Origin of the sequence: Streptomyces sp. NPDC052023, assembly GCF_044548465.1 — a bacterium.
Classification (GTDB): domain Bacteria; phylum Actinomycetota; class Actinomycetes; order Streptomycetales; family Streptomycetaceae; genus Streptomyces.
The window spans coordinates 1-26,675 of sequence record NZ_JBIUBW010000002.1; the positions used below are offsets into that span (position 1 = coordinate 1).

Annotated in this window: 17 protein-coding genes, 2 tRNA genes, 1 pseudogene and 1 riboswitch; of the genes and pseudogenes, 9 read left to right on the forward strand and 11 right to left on the reverse strand. The window is 72.9% G+C overall.

All coding sequences use genetic code 11. The features are described from left to right. Positions 1-438: 438 nt before the first annotated feature. Positions 439-987 (reverse strand): MarR family winged helix-turn-helix transcriptional regulator, encoded by a 549-nt coding sequence (locus ACIHCM_RS04055; RefSeq protein WP_399888774.1) that lies wholly within the window; start codon positions 985-987, stop codon positions 439-441. A 139-nt stretch (positions 988-1,126) separates the two neighbouring features. Between ACIHCM_RS04055 and ACIHCM_RS04060 the strand changes: the two genes are divergently transcribed. After that, positions 1,127-2,398, forward strand: a complete 1,272-nt coding sequence (locus ACIHCM_RS04060) for an MFS transporter (RefSeq protein WP_399890523.1) — start codon at positions 1,127-1,129, stop codon at positions 2,396-2,398. A 19-nt stretch (positions 2,399-2,417) separates the two neighbouring features. On the opposite strand, the gene ACIHCM_RS04065 is transcribed toward ACIHCM_RS04060, so the two are convergent. Continuing rightward, on the reverse strand, positions 2,418-4,064 hold the full coding sequence (locus ACIHCM_RS04065) for a SpoIIE family protein phosphatase (RefSeq protein ID WP_399888777.1): 1,647 nt from the start codon (positions 4,062-4,064) through the stop codon (positions 2,418-2,420). A 245-nt stretch (positions 4,065-4,309) separates the two neighbouring features. Then, a complete protein-coding gene (locus tag ACIHCM_RS04070) occupies positions 4,310-5,677 on the reverse strand; it encodes an NAD(P)/FAD-dependent oxidoreductase (protein ID WP_399888780.1) in 1,368 nt (455 codons plus the stop codon). 401 nt (positions 5,678-6,078) lie between these two features. Here ACIHCM_RS04070 and ACIHCM_RS04075 point away from each other — a divergent pair, with 401 nt between their 5' ends. Together ACIHCM_RS04075 and ACIHCM_RS04080 are read left to right on the forward strand one after the other, a co-directional pair. Next, positions 6,079-6,825 carry a TetR/AcrR family transcriptional regulator gene (locus tag ACIHCM_RS04075; protein WP_399888783.1) on the forward strand — a complete coding sequence of 249 codons (747 nt, stop codon included), beginning with the start codon at positions 6,079-6,081 and terminating at the stop codon, positions 6,823-6,825. 226 nt (positions 6,826-7,051) lie between these two features. Then, positions 7,052-8,977 carry a sigma-70 family RNA polymerase sigma factor gene (locus tag ACIHCM_RS04080; RefSeq protein ID WP_399888786.1) on the forward strand — a complete coding sequence of 642 codons (1,926 nt, stop codon included), beginning with the start codon at positions 7,052-7,054 and terminating at the stop codon, positions 8,975-8,977. 3 nt (positions 8,978-8,980) lie between these two features. Here ACIHCM_RS04080 and ACIHCM_RS04085 read toward each other — a convergent pair whose 3' ends face one another. After that, complete coding sequence (locus tag ACIHCM_RS04085) at positions 8,981-11,071, reverse strand: asparagine synthase-related protein (RefSeq protein WP_399888789.1); 2,091 nt, start codon at positions 11,069-11,071, stop codon at positions 8,981-8,983. A 744-nt stretch (positions 11,072-11,815) separates the two neighbouring features. On the opposite strand from ACIHCM_RS04085, the gene ACIHCM_RS04090 reads away from it, so the two are divergent. From ACIHCM_RS04090 to ACIHCM_RS04105, 4 genes are all read left to right on the forward strand, one after another. Then, entirely contained in the window at positions 11,816-13,240 is a 1,425-nt protein-coding gene (locus tag ACIHCM_RS04090; RefSeq protein ID WP_399888792.1) for an MFS transporter, read from the forward strand. 96 nt (positions 13,241-13,336) lie between these two features. Beyond that, the gene (lhgO, locus tag ACIHCM_RS04095; RefSeq protein WP_399888794.1) at positions 13,337-14,551 is read left to right on the forward strand and encodes an L-2-hydroxyglutarate oxidase; all 1,215 of its coding nucleotides are present in this window, start codon (positions 13,337-13,339) and stop codon (positions 14,549-14,551) included. Positions 14,552-14,740: 189 nt separating this feature from the next. Beyond that, complete coding sequence (gene trmB, locus ACIHCM_RS04100) at positions 14,741-15,559, forward strand: tRNA (guanosine(46)-N7)-methyltransferase TrmB (RefSeq protein WP_399888798.1); 819 nt, start codon at positions 14,741-14,743, stop codon at positions 15,557-15,559. 42 nt (positions 15,560-15,601) lie between these two features. After that, positions 15,602-16,906 (forward strand): PrsW family intramembrane metalloprotease, encoded by a 1,305-nt coding sequence (locus tag ACIHCM_RS04105; RefSeq protein ID WP_399888801.1) that lies wholly within the window; start codon positions 15,602-15,604, stop codon positions 16,904-16,906. A 102-nt stretch (positions 16,907-17,008) separates the two neighbouring features. Here the strand turns inward: ACIHCM_RS04105 and ACIHCM_RS04110 are convergent, their stop codons facing one another. The 4 genes from ACIHCM_RS04110 to ACIHCM_RS04125 form a co-directional block, all read right to left on the reverse strand. Next, positions 17,009-18,061, reverse strand: coding sequence for a M23 family metallopeptidase (locus ACIHCM_RS04110; protein WP_399888804.1), 1,053 nt, complete (start codon positions 18,059-18,061; stop codon positions 17,009-17,011). Between the two features lie 11 nt (positions 18,062-18,072). After that, positions 18,073-18,250: riboswitch (cyclic di-AMP (ydaO/yuaA leader) on the reverse strand. Positions 18,251-18,465: 215 nt separating this feature from the next. Then, on the reverse strand, positions 18,466-19,704 hold the full coding sequence (locus tag ACIHCM_RS04115; RefSeq protein WP_399888807.1) for a PP2C family protein-serine/threonine phosphatase: 1,239 nt from the start codon (positions 19,702-19,704) through the stop codon (positions 18,466-18,468). Between the two features lie 158 nt (positions 19,705-19,862). After that, positions 19,863-19,936: transfer RNA gene (locus tag ACIHCM_RS04120), tRNA-Met, on the reverse strand. Positions 19,937-20,022: 86 nt separating this feature from the next. After that, positions 20,023-21,153, reverse strand: a complete 1,131-nt coding sequence (locus tag ACIHCM_RS04125; RefSeq protein WP_399888810.1) for a dihydrofolate reductase family protein — start codon at positions 21,151-21,153, stop codon at positions 20,023-20,025. Positions 21,154-21,334: 181 nt separating this feature from the next. On the opposite strand from ACIHCM_RS04125, the gene ACIHCM_RS04130 reads away from it, so the two are divergent. Both ACIHCM_RS04130 and ribA read left to right on the forward strand, forming a co-directional pair. Further along, on the forward strand, positions 21,335-21,847 hold the full coding sequence (locus tag ACIHCM_RS04130) for a MarR family winged helix-turn-helix transcriptional regulator (protein WP_399888813.1): 513 nt from the start codon (positions 21,335-21,337) through the stop codon (positions 21,845-21,847). Positions 21,848-21,935: 88 nt separating this feature from the next. After that, complete coding sequence (gene ribA, locus ACIHCM_RS04135) at positions 21,936-22,562, forward strand: GTP cyclohydrolase II (RefSeq protein WP_399888816.1); 627 nt, start codon at positions 21,936-21,938, stop codon at positions 22,560-22,562. A 135-nt stretch (positions 22,563-22,697) separates the two neighbouring features. On the opposite strand, the gene ACIHCM_RS04140 is transcribed toward ribA, so the two are convergent. The 3 genes and pseudogenes from ACIHCM_RS04140 to ACIHCM_RS04150 form a co-directional block, all read right to left on the reverse strand. Then, positions 22,698-22,770 (reverse strand) — tRNA-Lys (locus ACIHCM_RS04140). 192 nt (positions 22,771-22,962) lie between these two features. Continuing rightward, complete coding sequence (locus ACIHCM_RS04145; RefSeq protein WP_399888819.1) at positions 22,963-26,043, reverse strand: FG-GAP-like repeat-containing protein; 3,081 nt, start codon at positions 26,041-26,043, stop codon at positions 22,963-22,965. Between the two features lie 296 nt (positions 26,044-26,339). Continuing rightward, a pseudogene (locus tag ACIHCM_RS04150) lies at positions 26,340-26,675 on the reverse strand (RNA helicase); the annotation flags it as partial.

Genomic DNA, 26,675 nt, shown 5'->3' on the forward strand with positions numbered 1-26,675 from the left:
TGGCACGCTGTTGAGTTCTCAAGGAACGGACGCTTCCTTTGTACTCACCCGAGATTCTCTCTCGCGGCTTTCCTCCGGGCGCTTCCCTTCGGTCTTGCGTTTCCGACTCTATCAGATCTTTTCTCGACCTGATCCCCAGTCAGCGGGGTTTGTCTTCCCGGCCCTTGGGCCGTTCCGACGTCTCAAACCTTAGCGGATCCTCTCGGGGATTCCCAATCGAGCCGATCGGGTCGCCGAGTCCCATTCGGAATTGAATTCGGGCATGCCGAATTCGACCCCGTCGGGAGATCGTGCTGGTGGTTTGTTTGCCGCTTTCGCGGCGGGAGGTGCTGCCGGAGAACCGTTACGGCTCCGCGGCAACCCGAAGAACTCTACGGATCGGACGGGGGACTGTCAAGCACCGCTCGTCCATCCCCCCGTAAGGAGCGGGGACCCTGCTCAGTCGAGGTCGCTGAGGCGGCCGCCGGCGTCCGGCTGGGCGTGCTCCACTCTGCGCAGGAGCCTGGTCAGGACCTCGCCGAGGGCTGTTCGCTCGTCCGGGGACAGGTCCTGGAGCAGGTCCTCCTCGAAGACCGTCGCGAGGCGCATCGCCTCCAGCCACTTCTCGCGGCCGTCCGACGTCAGCTCCACGATCACCCGTACGCGGTTGCTCTCGTCCCGCTCCCGGGTCACCAGGCCCTCGGCGACCATGCGGTCGATCCGGTGGGTCATCGCGGCCGGCGTGAGTCCGAGGCGCTTGGCGAGCTCGCTGGGGCCCAAGCGGTAGGGGGCGCCGGAGAGGACGAGCGCCTTGAGGACCTCCCACTCGGCGTTGCTGATGCCGAGCCCGGAGGTCTGGCGGCCGTAGGCGACGTTCATGCGGCGGTTCAGCCGCGACAGCGCCGAGACGATCTTCTCGACCTGCGGATCGAGGTCCTGGAACTCCCGCTGGTAGGCGGCGATCTGTTCTTCGAGTGTCGGCTCAGTGGCGCCGGGGGTGTCGCCCATGGTTCGCAGTATGGCACGGGGCCATTGGCGTTGAAGTCCTTCTGTATGTACTCTTTACATTCGAAGTTTAGCTTTGAAGTCTTCAGGTCTAACCTCTGGAGACTTCACGATCCTGAGAGAGGTGAACGTGACCAGGGCGATGGGCGCAGCGATGCGCCGGATCCACGTGGGTAACGCACTCAGTGCCTTCGGGCTCGGCTTCACCGTCCCCTACCTGTACGTCTATGTCGCGCAGGTACGGGGGCTGGGAGCCGTGACGGCGGGGCTCGTCCTCGCCGTCTTCGCCGTGGCCGCGCTGATCGTGCTGCCGTTCGCCGGGCGTGCCATCGTCCGGCGCGGCCCGCTGCCGGTTCTGCTCGCCGCCCTGGTCACCGCCGCCGCGGGGGCGCTGAGCCTGGGGCTCGCGAGCAATGCGACCGCCGTGCTGCTGTCGTCGGCCGCGCTGGGTTCCGGGCAGGCCGTGATGCAGCCGGCGCTGGCGACCATGATCGTGGACTGTTCGTCGGCCGACACGCGGTCGCGCGCGTTCGCCACGCAGTTCTTCCTGCAGAACCTCGGGCTCGGCGTGGGTGGGCTCATCGGAGGGCACCTCGTCGACGCCACGCGGGTGTCGTCGTTCACCCTGCTGTTCGCCATCGAGGCGGCGATGTTCCTGCTGCTGGTCGTCGTGATGGTGACCGTGCGGATGCCGCGCTCGCCGCGGATCGAGGACGCGCCGGCCGCGTCCACCAAGGGCAGCTGGAAGCAGCTGCTGGGGAACCGGGCGATGGTGCAGCTGTGCGTGCTCGGGTTCGTACTGTTCTTCGCCTGCTACGGGCAGTTCGAGTCGGGGCTCAGCGCGTACGGGGTCGAGGCCGCCGGGATCTCCACCTCCGCTCTGGGGACCGCGCTGGCTGCGAACACCGCGATGATCGTCGTGGCGCAGTTCCTGGTGCTGAGGTTCGTCGAGCGGCGCCGGCGGTCGCGAGTGATCGCCGCCGTGGGGCTGATCTGGGCGGTGGCCTGGCTCGCGGCGGGGTATGCCGGTCTGGGGCACGGCAGTCAGGAGATGGCGACGGCCGCCTTCATCTCGACGTACGCGCTGTTCGGGCTGGGTGAGGCGATGCTGTCGCCCACCGTGGCCCCGCTCGTCGCCGATCTCGCGCCGCGTGGGCTGGCCGGGCAGTACAACTCCGCGTTCGCCCTGGTGAAGCAGCTGGCGCTGGCCGTCGGGCCGGCGGTGGGCGGTCCCATGGGCGCCGCGTTGCACGCGCCGTACATCGTGACCTTCCTGCTGTTCTCGCTGGGGATCACCGTCCTCGCCGTGCGCTTGGGGCGGCAGCTGACCGAGGCGCAGGATCAGCCGTGGCGGGCGCGCAGCCGTGTCGTGACGCGGGGCGGGGCCGCCGAGCCGGTGCCGGCGGAGGCGTAGCCCCTCGGCGGTCGCGCCGTCAGGACGGTTTGTCGGGCAGCGCGAACTCGCACCACACCGCCTTCCCGCCGCCGGGTGTTCTGCGGCAGCCCCAGGCCGAGGCGATCGTCGCCACGATCGCGATGCCACGGCCGGACTCGTCGCCCGGTTCCGCCCGGCGGCGGCGGGGGAGGTGGTCGTCGCCGTCGGTGACCTCGACGATCAGGCGGCGATCGGTGCGGCGCAGGCGCAGGCGCATCGGCGGGGTGCCGTGCTGGAGGGAGTTGGCGACCAGTTCGCTGGCGGCCAGGACGCCCAGGTCGTGCAGTTCGGCCGGGAAGCGCCAGCTGGTGAGGACGCCGGAGGCGAAGGCACGCGCGCGTGGGGCCGCCTCGACTCCGCCGAGGAGTTCCAGTGCGGCGTTGCGGAAGAGGTCGCTGTCGGCGCCGGTGCGGGCCGGGTGCTGGAGGACCAGGACGGCCACGTCGTCGTCGTGGTCGGCGGTGACGCCGGCCGAGCGGAGCAGGCGGTCGCAGATCACCTGGGGGGTGCCCGTGGCGCCGGCGAGGGCGTGCTGGAGGGCCTTGATGCCCTCGTCCAGGTCGGCGTCCCGGCGTTCGACCAGGCCATCGGTGTAGAGGACGGCGGTGGAGCCGGGGGCGAGCGGGACCGAGCCGGAGGCATGCATCCAGCCGCCGGTGCCGAGCGGCGGGCCGTTGGGTTCGTCGGCGCGCAGGACCGTGCCGTGCTCGTCGCGGACGAGGATGGGCAGGTGGCCGGCGGAGGCGTACAGCAGCCGGCCCTCGTTCGGGTCGTGGACGGCGTACACGCAGGTGGCGATCTGGTTGGCGTCGATCTCCGTGGCGAGGCCGTCGAGGAGCTGGAGGACCTCGTGCGGAGGCAGGTCGAGGCGGGCGTAGGCGCGGACGGCCGTGCGGAGCTGGCCCATGACCGCCGCGGCGCGGACGCCTCTGCCCATGACGTCGCCGATCACCAGGGCGGTGCGGCCGCCACCGAGGGTGATCACGTCGTACCAGTCGCCGCCGACCGCGGCCTCCGTGCCGCCCGGCTGGTAGGCGACGGCGACGCGCAGATCGTCCGGCTGTTCGAGTTCCTGGGGCAGCAGCGATCTCTGGAGGGTCACGGCCGTCTCGCGCTGGCGGCGTTCGCTGGCTCTGACGCGTTCGGCCGCCTCGGCGTGGTCGGTGACGTCGGTGGCGAAGACCAGTACACCGGCGCGGTCGCCGTCGGCGACAGGTGTGCAGGTGAAGGTGTAGGAGCGGCCGTCGGGCGCCTTCCGGGACTTGACCGTGCGGGGCTTGCCGCTGCGCAGGACCTGGTCGAGGAGGGACAGGAGGCCCAGCTCGCGGAGTTCCGGCAGGGCCTCGCCGGCCGGTTCGCCCGCGGGGCGGGCGCCGAACGCCGTGGCGTAGGCGTCGTTGACGTAGGCGAGGCGGTGGTCGGGGCCGTGCACCAGGGCGACGAGCGCGGGGACGCGCTCGAGGACCTCGCGGACCGGCAGTTCGTCGACGGCGGGGGCCGGCGGGGGGTCGTCGGTCAGTTGTTCGGCGCGGGCCGCGGGGACGGAGCCGTCCCCGCGGCGCTCCGGGGTGACCACCTGGTCGGTCCGCGCTGCGGCGCGGCGCTGCGTTCCGGGGAGCCGGGCGCTCCAGCGCGTGAAGTTCACGAATCCTTGCCTCGTGTAGTCGTCGTCGACCGGCTCCGGACCCGGCCCGGTCCCCCGGAGGTGACGCGGTGGTGGCCGTGCCGTGTTACGGCCCCTGGGAAGTGCAGCACTTGGGAAAAGCCTCGGTGGGATCGGTGGTCGGGGTGGGCGGCGGCCCGCCTCGACGGGGGACCAGTCTGGCAGGGTGGCCGGCCGGCCCGGCATCCGTCAGACGCGGGGGTGGCCGTAGGAGTTCCTCGGGAGGGTCAGGTCGACCCCTTCGGGTCGTAAGGAGGCTTTCCACCGGCCGCGAGTTCGAACTCCGCTCGGGGGTGTTCGAGTGAACCGAGGGAGACGATCTCCCGTTTGAAGAGGCCGGCGAGGACCCATTCGGCGAGTACGCGCGCCTTGCGGTTGAAGGTCGGCACCCTGCTCAGGTGGTAGGCCCGGTGCATGAACCACGCGGGGTAGCCCTTCAGTTTGCGCCCGTAGACGTGGGCGACGCCTTTGTGCAGTCCGAGGGAGGCGACCGAGCCGGCGTACTTGTGGGCGTACGTCTGGAGCGGCTCGCCGCGCAGGGAGTGGGCGACGTTGTCGCCGAGAACCTTCGCCTGGCGGAGCGCGTGCTGGGCGTTGGGGGCGCACTCCGTGCCGGGCGCGCCTGCCGTGACGTCGGGGACGGCTGCGGCGTCACCCGCGGCCCACGCGTGCGCGTGCCCCTCGACCGCCAGCTCCGGCGTGCACTTCAGACGGCCTCGCCCGTTGCGTGGCAGGTCGGTGGCGGCGAGCAGCGGGTGGGGTTTGACCCCGGCGGTCCAGACGACCGTACGGGTGGGGAACCGCTGTCCGTCGCTGAGCACCGCCACCCGGTCGGCGCAGGACTCCAGGCGGGTGTCCAGCAGGACCTGGACGTTGCGGCGGCGCAGTTCCGTGACGGTGTAGCGGCCGAGCTCCTCGCCGACCTCGGGAAGGATGCGGCCGGAGGCCTCGACGAGGATCCACTTCAGGTCCTCGGGGCCGATGTTGTGGTAGTAGCGCGTGGCGTACCGGGCCATGTCCTCCAGCTCGCCGAGCGCTTCCACGCCGGCGTAGCCGCCGCCGACGAAGACGAAGGTGAGGGCCGCGTCGCGGATGGCGGGGTCGCGGGTGGAGGAGGCGATGTCCATCTGCTCGATGACGTGGTTGCGCAGCCCGATGGCCTCCTCGACGGTCTTGAAGCCGATGCCGTGGTCGGCCAGACCGGGGACGGGCAGGGCACGCGAGACCGATCCGGGGGCGAGGACCAGTTCGTCGTACGGCAGTGGTTCGAGGCCTGTGCGCTCCTCCTCGGTGGCCAGGGTGGCGAGGGTGGCGAGGCGTTTCGCGTGCTGGATGGAGCGGACCTCGCCGACGATCACCCGGCAGCCGGGCAGGACGCGGCGCAGCGGTACGACGACGTGGCGGGGGGAGATGGATCCGGCTGCCGCCTCGGGGAGGAACGGCTGATAGGTCATGTAGGGGTCGGGTGTGACGACCGTGATCTCGGCCTCGCCCCGACCGAGTTCCCGCTTCAGCTTCCGCTGCAGGCGCAGGGCCGTGTACATCCCGACGTAGCCGCCGCCGACAACGAGAATGCGCGCACGTTCCTTCACCATCCCATGACGCACCCGGCACCGGCGTTTGTCCACAGCCTCGACAATTTGTGTGACCGGACTGGGAGCGCGCCCATGGTTGGCCGAAATCGCCGGGTGTGCGGGAGCCGTGCAGGTCAGCGGGTGGGAGCCGGGTGGAGCAAGGGGGCGCAATCGGGACGTATACGACCCGTACTCCGATCGGGGGGCGCTCCGTGCGGAACCTGCCCCTTCTGAATTGACTCTCTCTCAACTATGTTCGTGTGTCGACGGGGTGTAGGGGGATGCGCTCGTCGGTTCTCGGGTTCGCGACGGGCGGCCCGGTGGCCCGGCGGGCCGGCTCGCGGTAGGGGCTGTTCTCCACGCTCCGGCTACCGATGCGGGGAGCGTCTCCGGGGGGAGACGTCATTACCGGGGGATTTCGTATGCAGATTCAGGACTCTCGTTGGTCATCCGCGACTGCCATCGCACCTGGTGGCGCGGTCGGCGCGGCGGCGGGCAACGGACGCGGGGACGGCCCGCGGACCGCGCCGCTGCGGGTGGACGCACAGCGCAACCTCGAACACGTACTGCGGGCCGCGCGCGAGGTCTTCGGCGAGCTGGGGTACGGCGCGCCGATGGAGGACGTGGCACGCCGCGCGCGTGTGGGCGTCGGCACGGTGTACCGGCGTTTCCCGAGCAAGGACGTCCTGGTGCGGCGGATAGCCGAGGAGGAGACCTCCCGGCTGACCGACCAGGCCCGGGCGGCGCTCGGCCAGGAGGAGGAGCCCTGGTCGGCCCTGTCGCGCTTCCTGCGCACCTCGGTGGCGTCCGGTGCCGGGCGGCTGCTGCCGCCGCAGGTGCTGCGGGTCGGCGTCGCCGAGGAGGGCGAGCTCGACGAGGCGCGCGTGCCGCAGCAGCGGACGCAGCCGGCCGGCGGTGAGCTGCGGCTGGTGCCGGAGCCGCCGGCGGCCACGGACGACGCCGGTGCGGCGGACCTGCTCGACGTGGTGGGCCGGCTCGTGGAGCGGGCGCGCGCGGCGGGCGAGCTGCGGCCCGGCGTGTCGGTCTCGGACGTCCTGCTGGTGATCGCGACGGCGGCACCCGCGCTGCCGGACCCGGCGCAGCAGGCGGCGGCCTCGGCACGGCTGCTGGACATCCTCCTGGAGGGCCTGCGGTCGCGGCCGGTGTGACGGTGGGACGTGGGCGGCGCCGCCCACGTCTCTTCCGGCCCTGCTCAACCCATGTCCCGCGGTGGCCTGTTGTCGCCCGTCACGAACGGCTGAGCACTAGCACTGGCTGACGACAGGCCTCCACGGACGGGTGGATGGTCCGTACGACCGCCTCCTGAACAAAAGCCAATATGGCAACCTGGCCCCTGTCCGGGACCGGTGAGGCAGGCGGCGGGGGCTTTCCGCGATGAGCGTTGACGGGCGCGACGAGTCACTCGGCGACGAGGGCGACGAGGGCGACGAGGGCGGCGGTCTGCCCGCCCCTCACGTCCCGGCGCAGCGCGACCGGCGGGAGTACGGTGTCCTGCCGCCCCCGGCCCAACTGCCGCCGTCCGACGCCGAGCTGATCGGCCGGATGCGCGCGGGCGACGACAGCGCCTACGAGGAGCTGTACCGCCGCCACGCGGAGGCCGTACGCCGGTACGCGCGCACGTGCTGCCGCGATCCGCACACCGCCGACGACCTCACCGCCGAGGTGTTCGCGCGCGTGCTCCAGGCGGTACGCGGCGGCCACGGCCCGGAGCACGCCGTACGCGCCTATCTGCTGACCACCGTCCGGCGCGTGGCCGCGAGCTGGACCAGCTCCGCCAGGCGTGAGCAACTGGTGGACGACTTCGCGGTGTTCGCCGCGCAAGCCGGCCTCGCCGGCGAGATGTCCAGCACCGACACCCTGGACCTGGGCGCGGACGTGCGCGCCATGCACGCGGCGGAGCAGTCGCTGGCGATGCGGGCCTTCCGCTCGCTGCCGGAGCGCTGGCAGGCCGTGCTGTGGCACACCGAGGTCGAGGACGAGTCGCCGAGCGAGGTCGCCACCCTGTTCGGCCTCGACGCCAACGGCACACGGGTCCTCGCCAGCCGCGCCCGGGAGGGCCTCAAGCAGGCCTACCTCCAGGCCCACGTCAGCGCCGCGCTCACCGGCGACGAGGAGTGCGCCCGCTACGCCGACCGGCTCGGCACCTACGCGCGCCGCAGGCTGCGTACCCGCGCCGAGCGGGGGCTGCGCGAGCATCTGGAGGGCTGCGCGAAGTGCCGGCTGGCCGCGCACCAGATCGAGGACCTCGCGAGCAGCATCCCCGCGGTGGTGCCGGTCGCTGTCATCGGCTGGTTCGGTGCCGCCGGATACGCCAAGGTCGCCGCAGTCGTGGCGGGCGGAGCCGGTGCGGCGGGCGCGGCAGGCGCCGCGACTGCGGCAGGCGGGGCGGCAGGCGGCTCGGCCGGCGGGGCGAGCGGCGGAACCGGGGCAGCGGCAGGCGGCGCATCCGGCTCAGCAGGCGGCGCAGGCGGTGCGGCGGCCTCGGAGGGCCTCGGGGCGCCCGTGAAGGCCGGGATCGCTGCGGGCATCGTGGCGACGGCGATCGCGGTCGTCGCCATCGCCCTCGCCGGCGGCGACCAGCCGGCCGACAGCAAGCCGGCCGCCCAGCCCCCGGCGTCGGCCCCGGCCGCGCAGCCGGAGCCGCCCACCCCCACCCCGTCGGAGCCGGCCCCCGAACCGACCCCGGCACCCCCCGCGCCCCCCGTCGTCCCGGCGTCCGACCCGACTCCCACGCTGCCCCCGTCGCCCACGCCGCCCCCCACACCCACGCCCACGCCCACCGCCGAGCCGGCACCGACGCCCCCTCCCCTCCCCACGCCGGCCCCCACTCCGCCTCCGGCGCCGGACCCCACCCCTGACCCGCCGTCCGCCTCCTACCGGCTCGACGAGCTCGCCTACGACGTCACGGGCGACGGCACCGAGCCCGAGGTGCGGCTGGGCGGCAGCAGCTGGGTCTGGCAGCGCCACGGCCTGTCGATCGGCGGCACGCGGTACGCGCGCGGGGTGACCGTCCACGCCCGGTCGTCCGTGACCGTCGACCTCAACCGGGCCTGCACGTCCTACGAGGCCCTGGTGGGTGTCGACGACTCGACGCTGGGCCTGGGCAAGGTCCACTTCTCGATCCACGCCGACGGCACCCGGCTCTGGAGGTCCGGTCTGATCAGGGGCGGGGACGCGGCGACACCGGTGCGGGTGAACCTCGCCGGACGCGGCACGGTGCGCCTGGTCGTGGAACCGCAGGGCCACTTCGGCGACCTGGCCGTGGCGGACTGGGCGCAGTCTTCTTTCACCTGCCGGTGACGCTCACCCGCCGGAGGCCAGCGCTCCCCGGCGCGGTGCGATCCCACCGGGCACGGCACGCGCGCGTGCGGGTGTCCCGGTCCAGCAGGTGCCCCGCCGGGCCAGCAGCCGCCGTAGCCACAGTTCCAGGGAGACCAGGTCCGCCAGGCCGTCCAGCGGCAGCGGCTCGCCCTGGGTGGCCGAGCGCAGCGCCTTGCGGACGACGCGGGCCTCGACCAGCCCCGCCTCCGCCAGCAGGGGCGTGTCGAACAGCGCCATGAGGGGGTCGACCGCGACCCGTAGCCCGGCCCGCGCGGCGGCCGCCGCCGGTGCGTGGGACGGAGCGCCCCAGCCGGGCGGAAGGTCGCTGATGCCGGCCCCCTGCAGCACCGTGCGCAGGATCGCCGCACGCGCGCCGGGCTGGACCCGCAGGGCTTCCGGCAGCGCGCGGCAGGCCCGGACGACCTGGTTGTCGAGGAACGGCGCGTGCAGGCGCTGGAAGCGGATCTCGGCGGCCTGTTCCAGGACCCGGATGCCGGCCGCCGTACGGGCGAGTGCCGCCCGCGCGCGGAAGTCGCCCGGCCGCTGACCGGGGCCGAGCCCGGATCCGGACCGATGGGGGGCGCCCTGCAAGCGAATCGATACTTCAGCCAGTGCCTCCCCCGTCAGCCAGCGGGCCGCCGGCCCGGGTCTCGCCCAGGTCAGCGCGGCGAGCGAGGCGCCGACCGCGCCCCCGGGTTCCTCGAAGCGCTTGTTCCGCAGCCGCTCGGCGAGGCTCTCCAGGCCCGCCCCGTAGGGCGTACGGGCGAGCCGCCGTGCCGCCCCGTACACGCGCGCGGGGACCAGTACGGACCCGTCGGCCCTGGCGAGTGCGGCCACCGGCCGGACGAGGTGGCGCCTTTGCCGGTCCATCAGCAGGTCGGCGAGGCGGGCCGGATGGGCGTCGAGCACCTGGCGGGCGCCGTAGCCGGTGAGGTGGTCCGCGCTGCCGGAGGCGAGCCGGGCGCGGTGCCGCACGGCGGTCACCAGGCTGGCGCCGGGTTCGTCGGTCAGGGGGCCTTCGAGGGTGGCGTACGGCAGGGTCTCCTCGCCGCCCGCCACCACCACGTGGTGGAAGCGGGGGTTGGCGGCCAGCGCACCGGCCCGCTCCAGCTCGGCCTCCCGGCCGCCCACCGCCAGATCGTTGAAGGTGACCGCCAGCAGCCGCTCCCCTGCGCCCGTGCCGTGTCCCAGCACCGTTCCCGGCATCCCGGGCAGCCCGGCCGCCAGCAGCGCCAGCGTCCCCGAGGCGGGCCCGCCCGACAGATCCGCTCCGATGCCGGGCACCGGCATCCCGCGCGCGGCACGTCGTTCGGCGGGGCCCATGCCCGGGACGGGCCCGGGGTCGATGTCGACGCCGGGCACGTGCCGGGGGGCGGCGAGGCGGGCGCGGACGGCCTCGACCAAGGCGTCTCGGACGGCGTCGACCGCGCGGTCGGGGTCGGCGGGCGGCGCGGCCACGGCGAGCGAGGCGACCTGCTCGTAGCCGGCCACCTCGCGGGCTCCGGCGCGCAGGATGAGGGCGTGCCCCGGGGGGATGCGGCGTACGCCCTCGTACGGGGTGGAGTCGTGCAGGGCGGCGGGGACGTCGGGGGCGGCCAGCAGGGCGGCGAGGTGGCCGAAGTCGAGGTTGGCCTCGACGAGGTCGGCCAGGGGCAGGGCGGCCGTCGCATAGGCGGTGCCGCCCGCCCAGGGGGTGTGGAAGACGGGTCTCGCGCCCGCCAGGTCGCCGCAGACGGTGATGCGCCGGCCGGCCTGGACGACCGCCGTGTAGCTGCCCGGCCAGGCCGTCAGATGGCGAAGCGCCCCTCCGCGCGCGGTGAACAGCCCGAGCCGCAGTTCCTCGTCGGTGGCGCCGCAGGTGCCGAGGACGGCGATGCGGGTCTGGGCGTCGGCCGAGACGATCCGGACCTCGTCCGGGCGCCAGTCGCCGACCGCCCACAGCGGATCCGGGTCGCCCCACAGGAGTTGGGAGCCCACGGGGTGCAGGGTCTCGCCGTCGTAGCCGGTCGCGCCCGCCGAGCCGATCCGGGCGGCTCCCGCGGCGGTGCTGCTCCACCCCACCAACCACCGCATCGACGCCTCCACAGACTGTGGACAACCAGTGCACCGTACGAACCGGTTCACCATGCTGCCACGAAGAACGCGCCGCGGAGCGGCGGCGGTGCCGCTTGTGATCCCCCGAATGCGCCCCGCGCACCGCCTCACGCGACCCCGGAACGTCCGGGAGATACCCCGGAATCCACCCGCCGACGCCTGGCGGGCCTGCCCAACAGCGGTCTGCCACACGGCGGCTGCGACGCGAATGCGCCCTGAATACGCCCCCTGAAAACCCCCAACGCGCCTTCAAACTCCGTGGTGGGCGCGGAAATCACCCCTGAAGGGCAGGGGTTGTTTTCAGCCAAATCGATGCCCGGCAGGTGCACGTGCATACGCTTCGTGCACGCTCCGTACAGGCTCTGCGCACCGATCGGCTACGCACGGTCCGGGAGGCGGAGTTCGCCTCCCGGACCGGTCCGCCGCCCGCGGGGATTGAGGCGGCGGTATCCCCCAGCCCACTGGTCCAGTACAGCGGGCCGACCCACGCACCATCATGGAACCGCTCCCCCGATGGCCGGAGAAGAGCGCACGGACGGGCGCACGGCCACACAACGGGAGCACGTCACAACTGTGCGTATCGGGACCGTACTTCCGTACGGACCACAATCCCGCCATCCGGAACAATGCCCCTTAACGCTTGGGATGCGGCGAACTACGCTGGGTTTACGAATGCCGCGCGGTTATGCCAGTGCGGCAGCCGTCTGTGTCGAGGGGTGGCGCATGTCCAGGGAGCAACGCGGGCCGAACGAAAAGCTCGGCACCGTTCTCGCCCTCGCGGGAATCAGCAACGCGGGACTGGCGCGACGCGTCAACGACCTCGGCGCCCAACGCGGGTTGACGCTTCGCTACGACAAGACGTCGGTGGCGCGCTGGGTGTCGAAGGGCATGGTGCCGCAGGGTGCCGCGCCGCACCTCATCGCGGCCGCGATCGGCCAGAAGCTGGGCCGCCCGGTGCCGCTCCACGAGATCGGCCTGGCGGACGCCGACCCCGCACCCGAGGTGGGCCTCGCCTTCCCACGGGACGTGGGGCAGGCCGTGCGGTCGGCGACGGATCTGTACCGCCTCGACCTCGCCGGGCGCCGGGCCGGCTCCGGCGGCATCTGGCAGTCGCTCGCCGGCTCGTTCGCCGTGAGCGCCTACGCGACGCCCGCCTCCCGGTGGCTGATAACCCCGGCCGACAGTTCGGTCGCGCGCGAGGCGGGCCCGGCGGAAGGTTCCGGCGCACCGATCAAAGTCGGCCACAGCGATGTACAGAAGCTGCGGGAGGCCGCGGAGGACGCCAGGCGCTGGGACTCCAAGTACGGGGGCGGCGACTGGCGTTCGTCGATGGTGCCGGAGTGCCTGCGCGTGGAGGCGGCGCCGCTGCTGCTCGGCTCGTACTCGGACGAGGTCGGGCGGGCGCTGTTCGGGGCGAGCGCCGAGCTGACCCGGCTCGCGGGATGGATGGCCTTCGACACCGGGCAGCAGGAGGCGGCGCAGCGGTACTACATCCAGGCCCTGCGGCTGGCCCGGGCCGCGGCGGACGTGCCGCTCGGGGGTTATGTCCTGGCGTCGATGTCCTTGCAGGCGACCTACCGCGGCTTCGGTGACGAGGGTGTCGACCTCGCCCAGGCCGCGCTGGAGCGCAACCGGGGGCTGGCCACCGCCCGCACCATGAGCTTCTTCCGCCTGGTCGAGGCCCGCGCCCACGCGCGCGCGGGAGACGCCCAGGCGGCCGGGGCGGCCTTGAAGGCGGCGGAGGGCTGGCTCGAGCGGTCCCGCGAGGGAGACCACGATCCGTCCTGGCTCGGTTTCTACTCCTACGACCGTTTCGCCGCCGACGCCGCGGAGTGCTACCGCGATCTGAAGGCACCCCGGCAGGTGCGGCGGTTCACCGAGCAGGCGCTGTCGAAGCCGACGGAGGAGTTCGTCCGCTCGCACGGGCTGCGACTCGTCGTCTCCGCGGTCGCCGAACTGGAGTCCGGGAACCTCGACGCGGCGTGCGAGCAGGGGGTGCGGGCGGTGGAGGTCGCGGGCCGCATATCGTCCGCGCGGACCACGGAGTACGTGAAGGACCTGCTGCACCGGCTCGAGCCGTACGGGGACGAGCCGCGGGTGGTGGAGTTGCGGGAGCGGGCCCGGCCCCTGCTGATGGCCCCGGCGTAGGGCCACCGTCCCGGCGCGCCCGCCCGCGGCCCTGTCACGGCGCGCGGGTTTGAGGGCGTTGTCAGTGGCGCAGTGCACTATCGATAGCGGGAGGTGGTGCGGGTGCGGGCTGTCGCTCACGACTGTGACGTGCTGGTGATCGGCGGCGGGATCGTCGGCCTGTCGGCGGCGTACGCGATCACGCGTGCCGCGCCGGGGACGCGCGTGACCGTGCTGGAGAAGGAGACGGGCCCGGCCCGTCACCAGACGGGGCGCAACAGCGGAGTCATCCACAGCGGGGTCTACTACCGCCCCGGCTCCCTCAAGGCGCGGTACGCGGTGCGGGGCGCGGCGGAGATGGTCAAGTTCTGCGCGGAGTACGACATCCCGCACGCCGTCACCGGCAAGCTGATCGTCGCCACCGGGCGCGCGGAGCTCCCCCGGCTGCACGCCCTGGTGCAGCGCGGCCGGGAGAACGGCATTCCGGTGCGGGAGCTGGTCGGCGCCCAGATAGCGGAGTACGAGCCGCAGGTGCGCGGCCTCGCGGCGATACACGTCGGCACGACCGGGGTGTGCGACTACGTCGCGGTCGCCCGGCAGCTGGCCGAGTCCTCGGGAGCCGAGATCCGGTACGGCTCGCACGTGCGGCGCATCGACCGGCGCCCTGACCTGGGGGTCGCCGTAGGGACCGCGGACGGTGCCGTGGTGCGCGGGCGGGTGCTGGTGAACTGCGCCGGGCTGTACTGCGACGAGATCGCCCGGATGACCGGGGACGATCCCGGGATGCGGATCGTCCCGTTCCGGGGGGAGTACTACGAGCTGGCGCGCCCCGAGCTGGTGCGCGGCCTGGTCTATCCGGTTCCGGACCCGGCGTTCCCCTTCCTCGGCGTGCACCTCACGCGCGGCATCGACGGCGGCGTCCACGTCGGCCCCAACGCCGTCCCGGCGCTCGCCCGCGAGGGCTACGGCTGGGGCGTGGTCCGGCCCCGTGAGCTGGCCGGGACGCTCGCGTGGCCCGGTTCGTGGCGGATAGCGGGCCGGCACTGGCGGTACGGAGGCGGGGAGCTGCGCCGGTCGGCGTCGAAGGCCGCGTTCACCAAGGCGGTACGGCGGCTGCTGCCCGCGGTGACGGAGGAGGACCTGGTCCCGACGGCGGCCGGGGTCCGGGCCCAGGCAGTGCTCCGGGACGGCACGCTGGTGGACGACTTCCTGATCCACGAAGGCGCACGGGCGGTCCACGTCCTGAACGCCCCGTCCCCGGCGGCGACGGCCTCCCTCCCGATCGGCCGTGAGGTGGCCCGCCGCGCACTGGACGCGCTGGGCCGCACATGAGCCGACGCACTCCGGCCCGGTGGGCGAGCCGGCCCACCCTCATGCGCGGCACGGCACCCTGCCCTCCCCGACCCCCTGCCCGCACACCCCACGCAGGCCCCCCACGCCCGCACGGATCTCCCGCGCGCACACTCACGCCCGCCGTACCAGGACCCGCCCATCCCCCGAACCCGTAAAATCGAACCCACTGTGTCTGACTCCCTGAACACCCCCGAAGCCCCCCACCCCGCCCCCGACAGCGTCGCCCGGCCGGTGCGGGCCAAGGGGGAGCCGCGTTTTCCGGACGGGCCCAAGGCGGATCCCGCCGGGTCGCACTTCGAACGCCGGATCCGGAGTTTTCAGCCACGGCGGAGCCGGGTGACCTCGGGGCAGGCGGACGCGTTGCAGCGGCTGTGGCCCAAGTGGGGGCTGGACATCGACGGCTCGCGGGTCCTGGACCTCGCCGAGCTGTTCGGCAACGACAACCCCGTCGTGCTGGAGATCGGCTTCGGCATGGGCGAGGCGACCGCCCAGATGGCCGCCGCCGACCCGGACACCAACATCCTCGCCGTGGACGTGCACACCCCCGGCCAGGGCAATCTGCTCAACCTCGCCGACCTGAGCGGCATGAGCAACATCCGGGTGGCCAACGGCGACGCCATCATCCTGCTGCGCGAGATGCTCACCCCCGACTCGCTCGACGGGCTGCGCGTCTTCTTCCCCGACCCCTGGCCCAAGAAGCGCCACCACAAGCGGCGGCTGATCCAGCCGGCCTTCCTCACCCTCGCCGCGACCCGCCTGAAGCCGGGCGCGCTGCTGCACTGCGCGACGGACTGGGAGCCGTACGCCGAGGTGATGCTGGAGGTGCTCACCGCGCACCCCGATTTCGCGAACACCCGGCCCGACGGTGGCTTCGCGCCACGCCCCGGCTTCCGCCCGCGCACCCGTTTCGAGGGGCAGGGGCTGGAGAAAGGACACGTGGTGAACGACCTGCTCTTCCGTCGCGTGGCGCACGAAGGTCAGCCGTAAAACGTTCCCTCGTTCGAATCTCCCCTCGTTAGGGTCAATGCCGTGGCGACCAGTCCCCCGTACCCGACGCATCCCGGCATCCCCCTCGGCGGCCCCCTGCGGCACGCGCACTGGTGGCACCGGCGGTGGGTGCGGTACGGCGCGCTGATCACGCTGCTCGCGCTGTCCGGCCTGGTGATCCTGGCCCTGGTCCGGGAGCAGACCGGCACCCAGGGCTTCCTGGTGGGGCTCGGCCTCGCGGTCCTGCCCGTGCCGCTGCTCATAGCCGTCTTCCGCTGGCTGGACCGGGTCGAACCCGGCCCCTGGCGGAACCTGATGTTCGCCTTCTCCTGGGGCGCCTGCGCGGCCGCGCTGATCGCCATCATCGCGAACAGCTTCGCGACCAGATGGATAGCGACCGCGGACCCGGCCAGCGCCGACACCTGGGGTGCCACGGTCATAGCCCCGATCGTCGAGGAGTCCGCGAAGGCGGCCGCGATCCTGCTGCTCTTCCTCTTCCGGCGCCGCGACTTCACCGGAATCCTCGACGGCGTCGTCATAGCCGGGGTGACCGCCACCGGCTTCGCCTTCACCGAGAACATCCTCTACCTCGGCACCGCGTTCGGCACCGACCAGCTGGCCGGCCACAGCGGGATCGCCTCCGTGACCGCCGCGACGTTCTTCGTGCGGGTCATCATGTCGCCGTTCGCGCACCCCCTGTTCACCGTGTTCACCGGCATCGGCTTCGGCATCGCCGCGCTCGCCGCGGAGCGCCAGCGGCTGCGCCGCGTGCTGCTCCCGCCGACGGGGCTGTTGCTCGCGATGGGGATGCACGCCTTCTGGAACGGCTCTGCGACCTTCGGTGACTACGGGTTCCTCGCGGTGTACGGCGGCTTCATGGTCCCCGCGTTCGGGCTGCTGACCTGGCTGGTGATCTGGACGCGGCAGCGGGAGCTGCGGACCGTCCGCGAGGAGCTCCCGGCCTACGTCGTGGCCGGCTGGATCTCGCCGTCCGAGCCCTTCGCCCTCGGCTCGATGCGGGCCCGCCGGCTTGCCCGCGAGTACGCGGGCCACCACCTCGGCAGACCGGCCGCCCGGGCGGTCTCACAGTACGAGGCGTACGCCACGTCCCTGGCCTTCCTCCGGCACCGGGGCCGCCGGGGCCGGGCCCGCACCGACTTCGTCGTACGGGAACGTGAGCTGCTCCAGGAGCTGTGGAGCCGCCGGGAGATCGCCCGCCCGGCCCTGGAGTACGCGGCCCGGACGACCGCCCCGCCGATGCCGGTGCTGATGCCGCCGGTGTACGGCTGGGCGCCTGCGCACGGGCCCGCGGCGCCCTACCCGGCGTACAACCCCTACCGGTCGTAGGACGCCCCCCGGCCCCCGGACAGCCGAAACCGGCAGCCCTGACGTCGGGGGGTTGCCGTCAGGACCGCCGGGGTTCGTGAAAAGCGCGTCAGGAGGAGGCCCTCAGGGGTTGAGGCCCTTGCTCCGCAGCCAGGCCAGCGGGTCGATGCCACCGGAGTCGCCGGTGTGCACCTCCATGTGCAGGTGGGCCCCGGTCACGTTGCCGGTGGCGCCCACGCGGCCGATCACCTCGCCCGTGGTGACCTTCTGCCCGACGCTGACGCCGATCGACGACTGGTGGGCGTACCAGATCTCGGTGCCGTCGTCGAGGGTCAGCACGGTCTTGTAGCCGTACGAGCCGTTCCAGCCGGCCTCGGTGATGGTGCCGCTGTGGACGGCCTTGAGGGGCGTGCCGGTCGGCGCGGCGAAGTCGAGGCCGGTGTGGTAGCCGGACGACCACAGGGCGCCGGCCTGGCCGAAGGTGGAGGTGAGGGTGTACGAGGAGGTCGGCAGCGTGAACTGCTTGGCCAGCGCGGCGAGCCGCTCGGCCTCGGCCTTCTGCCGGGCCTCCTCCTCGGCCTTCGCCTTCGCGGCGGCGGCCTTCTCCTTGGCCTCCTTCTCCGCCTTGGCCGCTGCCTCGGCGGCGGCCTTCTCGGCGGCGGCCACGGCCTCGGCGGCGGCCTTGCTCTCGACCTGCTCCTGCTGCTGCTCGGCCTGCGCGATGATGCGGGCGCGCAGCGTCTCACCGGCGCCGGTGGTGCCCTCCGCGGTGGCCGCGGTGGCCGTACCGAGGCTGCTGAGCGGCGCGCTCGCGGTCGAGGTGTCGGCGGAGTCGGAGTCGGAGTCGTCGGATATCAGCGAGCCGACGTTGGGCAGGTCGGGCATCGAGATCGACACCGGCGGCTTGCCGGTGTTGGCGCTCGCCATGCCGCCCGCGCCGACCGCGGCGATGACGCCGACGCCGAGAACGGTGGAGCTGCGGGCGAGCCCGCCGCCGCGCTGCTTGCTGACGCGATGCCGGCCGCGTACGGGGCGGATGGTCTCCGCAGTGGGATTCCACTCCTCCCACGGGCCCTCGTCGGTGCGCTGTGCGCCGTAGACGAACGTCTCGGTGCCGTCGGCGGTGCGCTGATCCGGCACGAACGGGGCCTGTGGGGCAGGCCGGTTGGACGCCACGTGGGCGTACTCCTTTCCTTCCTTCTCGCCTACCGGGTTAGCTGACGGGTTCGGAGCAGGAAGGTCTCCTACGCGCGTAAACCAGCCGTGCTTCCACGGCGGCATACGCCCGATTCACCCCAAGATGATGGTTCCCCGGTTCCCTGTGGGCCGGTGAGGGCCCCGCGCGGGATTCGGCGCGTGCGCACGGAGCCGCCTCTTGTGACGGCTGGGACGACCGCGCTGCGTTATCGGACGTTAATAGAACCGGGGCCTGATTTCCAAGCTGTTCCACTTGATCTTTAACGTTTTCTGCCAGGACGTACAGGTCCATGAACGGCGAAAATCGGGCGAGTTGACCGTCATTCAGAGTCATCTCCACATCTGACTGCATGTCAGTTGTTATGCGGAGGGCTTCCGTTCGATCACCCGCGGTGACAGTCGCCGTGCGGGCGCCGTACCGCGAGCAGTGCCATGTCGTCGGTGGTGCCGCCCCCGCTGTGCCGGCGGACCTCGTCGGCGACCGCGCACAGCAGCTCCCCGGGGCCACAGAAGGTCCGGCCGGCCAGCCCGGCCACCGGGTCGTAGAACGCGCCCCACGCGTCACGGGCCTCGGACAGGCCGTCGGTGTACAGCAACAGCGTCGCCCCTACCGGGAACGGCGTCTCCTGCGCCCGGTCCGCCCACGTGCCCAGCTCGCCCATGCCGAGCGGCAGCGCCGGTTCCTGGGCGGGCAGCGCGCTCACCGTGCCGTCGGCGTACAGCATCAGCGGCGGCGGATGGCCGCGGTTGAGGATCCGTACGACGCCGTCGTCGTGCGGAAGCTCGGCGAGTACGGCGGTGGTGAACCCCTCGAAGGCGTCGACGCCGTCCCGCCGTGAGGCCTCGCGCGTCAGTGCCCGCTCCAGCCGCTGCGCGACCGCCGCCAGCGTCGCCTCGTGCTCGGCGGCCTCCCGGAACGCCCCGATGACCACCGCGACCGCCGCCACCGCCCCCATACCCTTGCCGCGCACGTCCCCGACCACCAGCCGTACGCCGTAGCGGCTGTCCTGCACCGCGTAGAGGTCGCCGCCGATGAAGGCGTCCGCCTGGGCGGCCTCGTAGCGCGCGGCGATCTCGAACCCGCCGATCCGCTCCATCGGCTCCGGCAGCACCGCCAGCTGGGCGGCCTCCGCGATCTCCCAGGCCGAGTCGAGGCGGGCATGGCTGCGCCGGACGAGCCGGTTGATCAGCACGGCGAGAACGGCGACCGTCGCCACGGTGACCGCCTCGGTGAGCGACTCGACCTTCAGGGCCTCGCCGAACCGGATGTCCATGGCCACGACCACCAGGAGGGCCGCGACGCCGGTGAGGACCGTGGCCCGGCAGGACAGGAGGGGGGCGGCGATGAGTGGGGCGGCGGTGAACAGGGGGGCGCCGGTGAAGCCGCTGGGGGTCAGGTAGTCGTAGCAGCCACCGATGACGAGGAGCAGGGCGGGGAGCAAGCGGACGAAGGTGCGGGCAGAGGAGATCGGGCGTTCCTCGGGGGGCGGCGCGGGTGGCACCGGGCCGGCGAGTGACGCGGGGCCGCCGGGGCCGGGGGCGGCGTCGGGGGCCGGGTCACCGGGGACGCGGTCGCCGGATCTGGCGTACGGCCGCTCTCCCTCTGCCTCCGCAGGCCGCACTGTCGTCTCCTGTTACGCAGGTCGTCGCACCTGTCCAGAGTTCCTGGAGCGGGCGCGGGAGACCAGCCGGACGGGCCGACCGGATGACGGAGGAACCGGCGCCGGGAAACGACTCGGGGCCGGAATCCATGATCTGGATTCCGGCCCCGGGCCTTCAGTAGCGGGGACAGGATTTGAACCTGCGACCTCTGGGTTATGAGCCCAGCGAGCTACCGAGCTGCTCCACCCCGCGTCGGTATGACACCAGTGTACGCCATGCGCGGGACGCTCCGCGCCACGGTTTCCGCAGGCCCGCGCCGACCAGGACCTGGAGGTCCCTCACACGGCCAGGTGCCGGTTGGGTTCCCTGGCCGCCGTCGCGTACTCCGGAACCACCACCACGTCCACCCCGGCCGCCGCCAGTACCCCGCTCCCGTCGGCGCCCGCCACGAACGTGTCCGGCTCACGCCAGGCCGTCACCACGCGCCCCACCCCGGCGTCGAGGATCAGGCGCGCGCAGGGCCGGGGCCGGGAGGCGCGGTGGGTGCAGGGCTCCAGGCTCGTGTACACCGTGGCGCCGGGCAGCCGGGGGTCGGTCGCGTCGATCTTGGCGAGCGCCGCCTCCTCCGCGTGGACGACCGGATCGCCGCCCTCCCGGGAGTGGCCTCGCGCGAGCTCCGTACCGTCCTCCGCCACGACCACCGCGCCGACGCTGAAGGCCGTCTCCGAAGGCGGGCACAGGGCCGCCAGCTCGCAGGCGAGGGCCAGCCAGCGGCGGTCGGCGGACGCGGCGAGGGTGCCGGTGCCGGGGGCGGTGGGCTCGTAGCGCATGAGAACCACGTCCTCGATCCGCCGGGTCTCGACCAGGCGCAGGCGTCCGGACTGGTAGCGGCCCGGGCCGAAGAGGCGGGGCGCGGAGGGGTCGCCGACGAAGAGGGGGGCGAGCACCAGCTGGAGTTCGTCGGCGAGGCCCTCCAGGAGGAGCTGGGTGTGGACGGTGCCGCCGCCCTCGACCATCAGACGGCTCACGCCTCGCACGTCGTGCAGATGCGCCAGGACCGCACGCCAGTCGAGCGTGTCGCCGAGGGCGACCACGTCGGCGGCCACGGGGCCGTCCTTGAGGCGCCGGGCGCCCTCCGTCGTCGTATATACGGCCTTCTCGCCGCCCGTGTGCCAGAAGTTGGCCGCCGGGTCCAGCTCGCCCGTGCCGCTCACCGTGACCTTGAGGGGGTACTCCGGCTTCCCCGCCGCGGTCCGGGCCGCCCGGCGTTCCGGGGAGTTGACCAGCAGCCGCGGGTTGTCGGCCCGGATGGTGCCGGCGCCGACGAGGATCGCGTCGGCACCGGCGCGCACCTCGTCGACCCGGTCGAAGTCGGCGGGGCCGGACAGGAGGAGCCGGTCGGGGCCGGTGTCGTCCAGGTAGCCGTCGAGGGACACGGCGGCGGACAGCAGGACGTAGGGGTAGGGCATGGGGCGCACTCCACGTCGGGGTCGGGGGCGGCGGTCCGATGGCTGGGCGGGCCGGCGGCTTGCGGGCTGGGGCTTTGCGAGGGGTCGGCTCGCGGGCTGGGCGGGTCGCGGGCTGGGCGGCTTGTGCGGGTCGTGGGCCGGGCGGCTTGGTTCAAGTTTTAAGCAAACCTACACTGGTGGCATGACGACTCGCTGGCTCACCCCGCAGGAGCAGCGCGCCTGGCGCGCGTACATCGGGGCCACCCTGCTCCTGGAGGACACGCTCGACCGGCAGCTCCAGCAGGAGGCCGGCATGCCGCACATGTACTACTCCATCCTCGCCAATCTCTCCGAGGCCCCGGAACGCCGGCTGCGGATGACCGATCTCGCGGAGCGGCTGAAGATCACCCGCAGCCGTCTGACGTACGCCGTGACCCGGCTGGAGAAGGACGGACTGGTGCGGCGCGAGGAGTGCCCCCGGGACAAGCGGGGCAGCGTGGCCGCGCTCACGGACGAGGGCATGACCACGGTGGAGCGGGTGGCGCCGGGACACGTGGCGACGGTGCGCGCGACGCTGTTCGACCACCTGACCCCGCAGCAGGTGGGGCAACTCGAGGAGATCTTCACGGAGGTCGCGCAGGCGCTTCAGGATGCCGACGCGGGCGGCGCGGCAGGCGACGTGCCGTGGCGGCGCCGGTCGTCGCCGTGCTCCTGAAACTGTTTGCTTCAACTTTGAAGCAGGGAGTAGGGTCCCCGTTCACAAGGCTGCTTCAAAACTGAAACACCTGACCCCGGAGACCCGTATGCCCGACTTCCCCGCCGCCACGCCGCGCGCCCGCGTCCGGGTGCCGCTGCGCTTCCACGACGGCTACAGCGTCGACGCCGACCTGGTCACCTTCGCCGGCCTGACCGACGGCCAGGAACACGTGGCCGTCGTCCTCGGCGACCCCGGCCCCCGCCCCCTGGTGCGCCTGCACTCCGAGTGCCTCACCGGAGACCTCTTCGGTTCCGCCCGCTGCGACTGCGGCCCCCAGCTGCGCGAGGCGGTCGAGCGCATCGCGGCACGCGGCGGCGTGCTCCTCTACCTCCGCCAGGAGGGCCGCGGCATCGGCCTCTACAACAAGCTCGACGCGTACGCCCTCCAGGACCAGGGCCTCGACACCTATGAGGCGAACACCGCGCTCGGGCTCCCCGAGGACGCCCGCGACTACACGGCGGCGGCCCAGATGCTGGGCGCCCTGTCCGTGACCGACCTCGACCTGCTGTCCAACAACCCCGACAAGGCCGATCAGCTCCGCGACCTCGGCATCGCCGTGCACGACCGCGTCCCCACCGGCGTCTTCACCACCGCACACAACGTGCGCTATCTGCGCGCCAAGGTCCTCCAGACCCAGCACACGCTGCCGCTCGCGGAGCTGAGCGCGGGCTGAACCACTGCCGCCACGAGGGTGGCCGGGACGGACATACGGGCGGACCGGACGCAGGATCAGCAAGCCAGCGCCCGGCGGGACTTCACGGAACACAAAAGCCCCCAGCTCCGGTCCCGCGAGCTGGGGGCTTGTCGGTAGGCCCTGTGGGACTCGAACCCACAACCAATGGATTAAAAGTCCACTGCTCTGCCAATTGAGCTAAGGGCCCAGGCGATGTCGCCTCCCCGAGCATAGCCGGAGGACGCCGCGTCGCCGATCGGGTATCGGGGAGACGGGGCCGTGGGTGGGGTGGAAGGGTCCGGAAGTGCTAGGGATCTACCGGTTCGCGAGGCCATGACCGCACCGGATGGGCACCGGACGAGCACCGGACCGGCGCGTCGTCCGGCGCGCCGGTCGCCTGCTAGAACACTCCCCTGTACACCTGCCAGCCCGTCCCGATCCGCGCCCGCGTGCCGAACGAGCCCTGGCCGGTCCCGGGGATCCGGTAGAGCGCGCCCGTCGTGTCCCGCGCGACCAGGTCCGCCGTTCCGTCCCCGTTGATGTCCCCGGCGCCGACGACCGCGTCGTACGACACCCCCCAGGCCGCGGACAGCTTCACCCGCGAGGCGAAGGTGCCCTTGCCGGTGCCGTGGTAGCGGTAGAGGGCGTTGGTCTTGTCCTGGGCGACCAGGTCACCGATGCCGTCACCGTTGAGGTCCCCGGCGCCGACGACCTTCTTGTACGTCTTCCAGTTGTCGTAGAGCTTCACGCGCGGGGCGAACTTGCCCGTGCTGGTGCCCTTGTAGAGGTAGACGCCGCCGGTGGCGGTGGTACGGGCGATCAGGTCGGGCCGGCCGTCCTTGGTCACGTCACCGGGTGAGGTGAGCACGTCGTACTGGTTCCATCCGGTGCCGGTCGCGATCGTGGTGTACGGCGTCGACGTCTCCATCGGGGCGTTGCAGGCGGGCTTGTACAGCCGCACCGTCCCGCCGCTGTACTTGACCAGGACGTCGTTGCAGCGGTCGCCGTTCAGGTCGCCGACCGGGATCGCCTTGACGCTCGTAGGCCAGCCGCTCTCGGTGAGCTGCCCGGAGAATCCGCCGGTGCCGGTGCCCCGGTGGAAGGTCAGGCGTCCGTGGGAGTCGAGCGTGAGCAGGTCGCCGACGCCGTCCACGATGCCCGACGGGCCGGCGTGGTCGCGGCGCACCGGGCTGCCGCCGTGCAGCCGGACCGTGCCGCGGGTCTGAAGCGGGGCGCCGGCGCCGTCCGCCGGGGTGACCGTGAGCGTCCAGTCGTAGGCGCCGTTGGGGAAGAATTCGCCCTGGCTGCCCCGGCCCGTCCAGCTGATGCGCAGCTCGCCGCGCGCGACGCCGCCCTCCTGGACGCCGACGATCCTGCCCGTGGCCTTGTCCCGGATGGTCAGTTCCCACCCCGCCGCCGGCTTGGACAGCAGCACGGTCGTCAGCGTGCCGGCCTCGGCGGTGCCGGAACGCGCCTGGAGCGATCCCGCGTTCCGCGCCGGCACGAGGAGCCGCAGCGGCTGCTGGGTGACCCCGGACGGTACGAGGTGCACGCGCTGCCGGCCGTCGACGTAGGCGGCGTTGGCGCCGGACTCGTCGACGGTCCAGCGCACGTCCCGCTGGGAGACGCCGGTGTCGGGCAGGTCACCGATGACACGGCTGACGGGTGTGCCGTCGTCGACCGTGGTGAGCGTCAGCTTCCCGGCGGCCTTGTCGTGGGTGACGACGTAGCCGTCGCCGAGCTTGGCCTCGCCCGTGGGCACCGGCACGGACTTCCTCGCCGTGCGGTCGTAGACGCCGGCGCGGCCGTCGCAGGTCCAGTACAGGTAACGGCCCAGCGCCTGGAGCTCGTCCGGCGCGCAGCCGGCGTCGGTGCTGAGGGACTCGGTGGTCTTCCGGGTGGCGACGTCGTATGCCGTGACGCTGCCGAGGGCAGGGCCCGCGCTCCACAGGAGGGAACCGGACAGGGCGGCGGCGACCGGGGCCCGGGTGAGTACTGGCGGATCGTAGTGGCCGATCCGGTGCACCGTCTGCTGCGTGGCCGTCCGGTGGATCACATGGTCGCCCGAGACGTCGGTGATCCGCCCGCCGGGCGGGACGGGGCGCTGCCACAGCCCCTCCGGGCCCTGGACCATGATCACGTCCTGCTGCGCCGAGTCGTGCTCCAGCCAGGCGATCCGGCCGTCGGCCGTGCCGAACAGCGGGGAGCAGGCCACATCGGTCGCCGCGCAGTTACCGAACCGCCCGCTCGTGCCCGGTGTGAACGACGTGCGCTCGCCGAACTCGGGTGTGCCATGGGTGGTGACGGTCCGGACGTAGTCGTCCCGCTCGCCTCTGCTGGAGTCGGCGACGACCAGCCGGCCCTGGTCCAGGGAGATGCCCTGCACCGGGGCCGGCGGCCTCGGCAGCGGCTTGACCTGCGTGACCACCGGTCTGCCGTCAGGGCCTGCGTGGATGCGCCAAATACCCCAGTCGTCGGCGCCGGTACGGCCGATGGCGACGGCGGTGCCGTCGTGCACCGCGGAGATACCGAGGTTCGCGTCCTGCAGGACGGTCAGGCCGGGGCCGCCCGAGATCGGCTTGGCGTACACCGTCGTGCCCCCGCCGGGGCGGTGGACAAGCCAGTCGCCGACCACCGCGATGTCCTGGGGCGGGTAGGCATCGCTGCCGGCCAGCGTGACCTGGGTGGGCACCGCGGACAGGTCGGAACGGTCGTGGACGAGTACGGTGCGGTCGCCGACGTCGAACAGGACCACGTGCTTCCCCGTGACCTGCGCCTTGGAGTAGGGCGTGGCGGTCAGCGGGGTCGCGTCCGTGACCTCACCGGTCCGGCGATCGACCATGACCGACAGGAACTGCCCGTCCTTCCCGGCGCGGAACAGCAGCCCGTCCGCGTCCCCGCCGTGGGGCTGCCCGAGGTGCACGCCTTCTGGCACACCGGTGACCGGGACGTCCCGCGTGCCGCCGTCGGCGTCCGGGAGCAGCAGGTGCGTCTCCCGCCGGGAGACGCCGTTCGCGTCGGTCACGTCGCGGTAGCCGATCGCCAGGTCCTCGTAGGCAGTGAGCAGCGCGAGGCCCTCGGGGACCCGCAGGGTGCGCCTGCTGCCGTCGGCGGCGTTCCACAGATCGAGGGTCCGGTTCCCGGGGTAGCGGTACTGGAGCACGTCGCCGCTCGCCGCGCTGTAGGGCGCGTCGGCCGACCTGGGCACGGGCACGGAAGTGCCGTCGGCGTATCGCGTCCAGACCAGCCCCTGGCCCTCCAGGGAGTGGAAGACGCCCTGCGCGCCGGCACCGTCGTGCCCGGAGTACGTGGAGCGGGCGTAGAGGCCGGCCGAGAGATACGTGTTCCGCGGCGTCGCCGGCACCACCGTCTCCTGCTGCGGGTCCGCGACGGCGGTGCCCGGCAGGAGCGGGGTCAGTCCACCGGCCAGGACGGCGCAGGCGGCGACGAGACGCAGACGTGTGAAGCCATGGCGAGCCAAGAGAGTCCCTCCCCGGGAACACGGAGACGGTCCCGGCGCCGCACGGCGCTTCCGGCCCCCCGGCCCTCACACCCGTCTCACGAATCGGTTGATGCTACAGCCGCATCCGAGCCCTGGGTAACGGGATCACCCACTGTTCGCCGACCAGAAAGGCGAATCCAGAAGAGGCGAATCCAGAAGAGGCGGATCCAGAAGAAGCCGACCCAGGAGGAGCCGACCTGGCACAGGCGGCCAGGAAAGGCCGTGGCCCCCACCGACGGGTCGGTGGGGGCCACAGGGTCTGTCCGTGCTCAGGGTCAGCCGTTGCGCTTCCAGCGCGGCTTGTCCTCGCGGCGTCCGAAGGAGCCGCCGCCACGGTGGTCGTCACGGCGGCCGTACGGACGCTCGTGGCCGCCGGAGCGGAAGCCGGGGCGGTCGCCCTGGCGGTCCCGGTTGAAGGGGCGGTCGCTGCCCCGGTGGCCGCCGCGCTCGTCACGCCGGTCGAAGGAGCGGGCGGGACGGTCGTCGCGGCGGAAGCCACCACGGTCGCCGTCACGGCGCTCGAAGGAACGGCCACCGCGGTCGCCGTCACGGCGGTCGAAGGAACGCCCACCACGGTCACCGTCACGGCGCTCGTCCCGGCGGAAGCCACC

What these genes read in the sequence shown, in the direction of transcription:
- ACIHCM_RS04055 (WP_399888774.1), bottom strand. Translation starts at nt 987, where the DNA reads ATGGGCGACACCCCCGGCGCCACTGAGCCGACACTCGAAGAACAGATC.
- ACIHCM_RS04060 (WP_399890523.1), top strand. Translation starts at nt 1,127, where the DNA reads ATGGGCGCAGCGATGCGCCGGATCCACGTGGGTAACGCACTCAGTGCC.
- ACIHCM_RS04070 (WP_399888780.1), bottom strand. Translation starts at nt 5,677, where the DNA reads ATGGTGAAGGAACGTGCGCGCATTCTCGTTGTCGGCGGCGGCTACGTC.
- ACIHCM_RS04075 (WP_399888783.1), top strand. Translation starts at nt 6,079, where the DNA reads ATGCAGATTCAGGACTCTCGTTGGTCATCCGCGACTGCCATCGCACCT.
- ACIHCM_RS04080 (WP_399888786.1), top strand. Translation starts at nt 7,052, where the DNA reads ATGAGCGTTGACGGGCGCGACGAGTCACTCGGCGACGAGGGCGACGAG.
- ACIHCM_RS04085 (WP_399888789.1), bottom strand. Translation starts at nt 11,071, where the DNA reads ATGCGGTGGTTGGTGGGGTGGAGCAGCACCGCCGCGGGAGCCGCCCGG.
- ACIHCM_RS04090 (WP_399888792.1), top strand. Translation starts at nt 11,816, where the DNA reads ATGTCCAGGGAGCAACGCGGGCCGAACGAAAAGCTCGGCACCGTTCTC.
- ACIHCM_RS04125 (WP_399888810.1), bottom strand. Translation starts at nt 21,153, where the DNA reads ATGCCCTACCCCTACGTCCTGCTGTCCGCCGCCGTGTCCCTCGACGGC.
- ACIHCM_RS04130 (WP_399888813.1), top strand. Translation starts at nt 21,335, where the DNA reads ATGACGACTCGCTGGCTCACCCCGCAGGAGCAGCGCGCCTGGCGCGCG.
- ribA (WP_399888816.1), top strand. Translation starts at nt 21,936, where the DNA reads ATGCCCGACTTCCCCGCCGCCACGCCGCGCGCCCGCGTCCGGGTGCCG.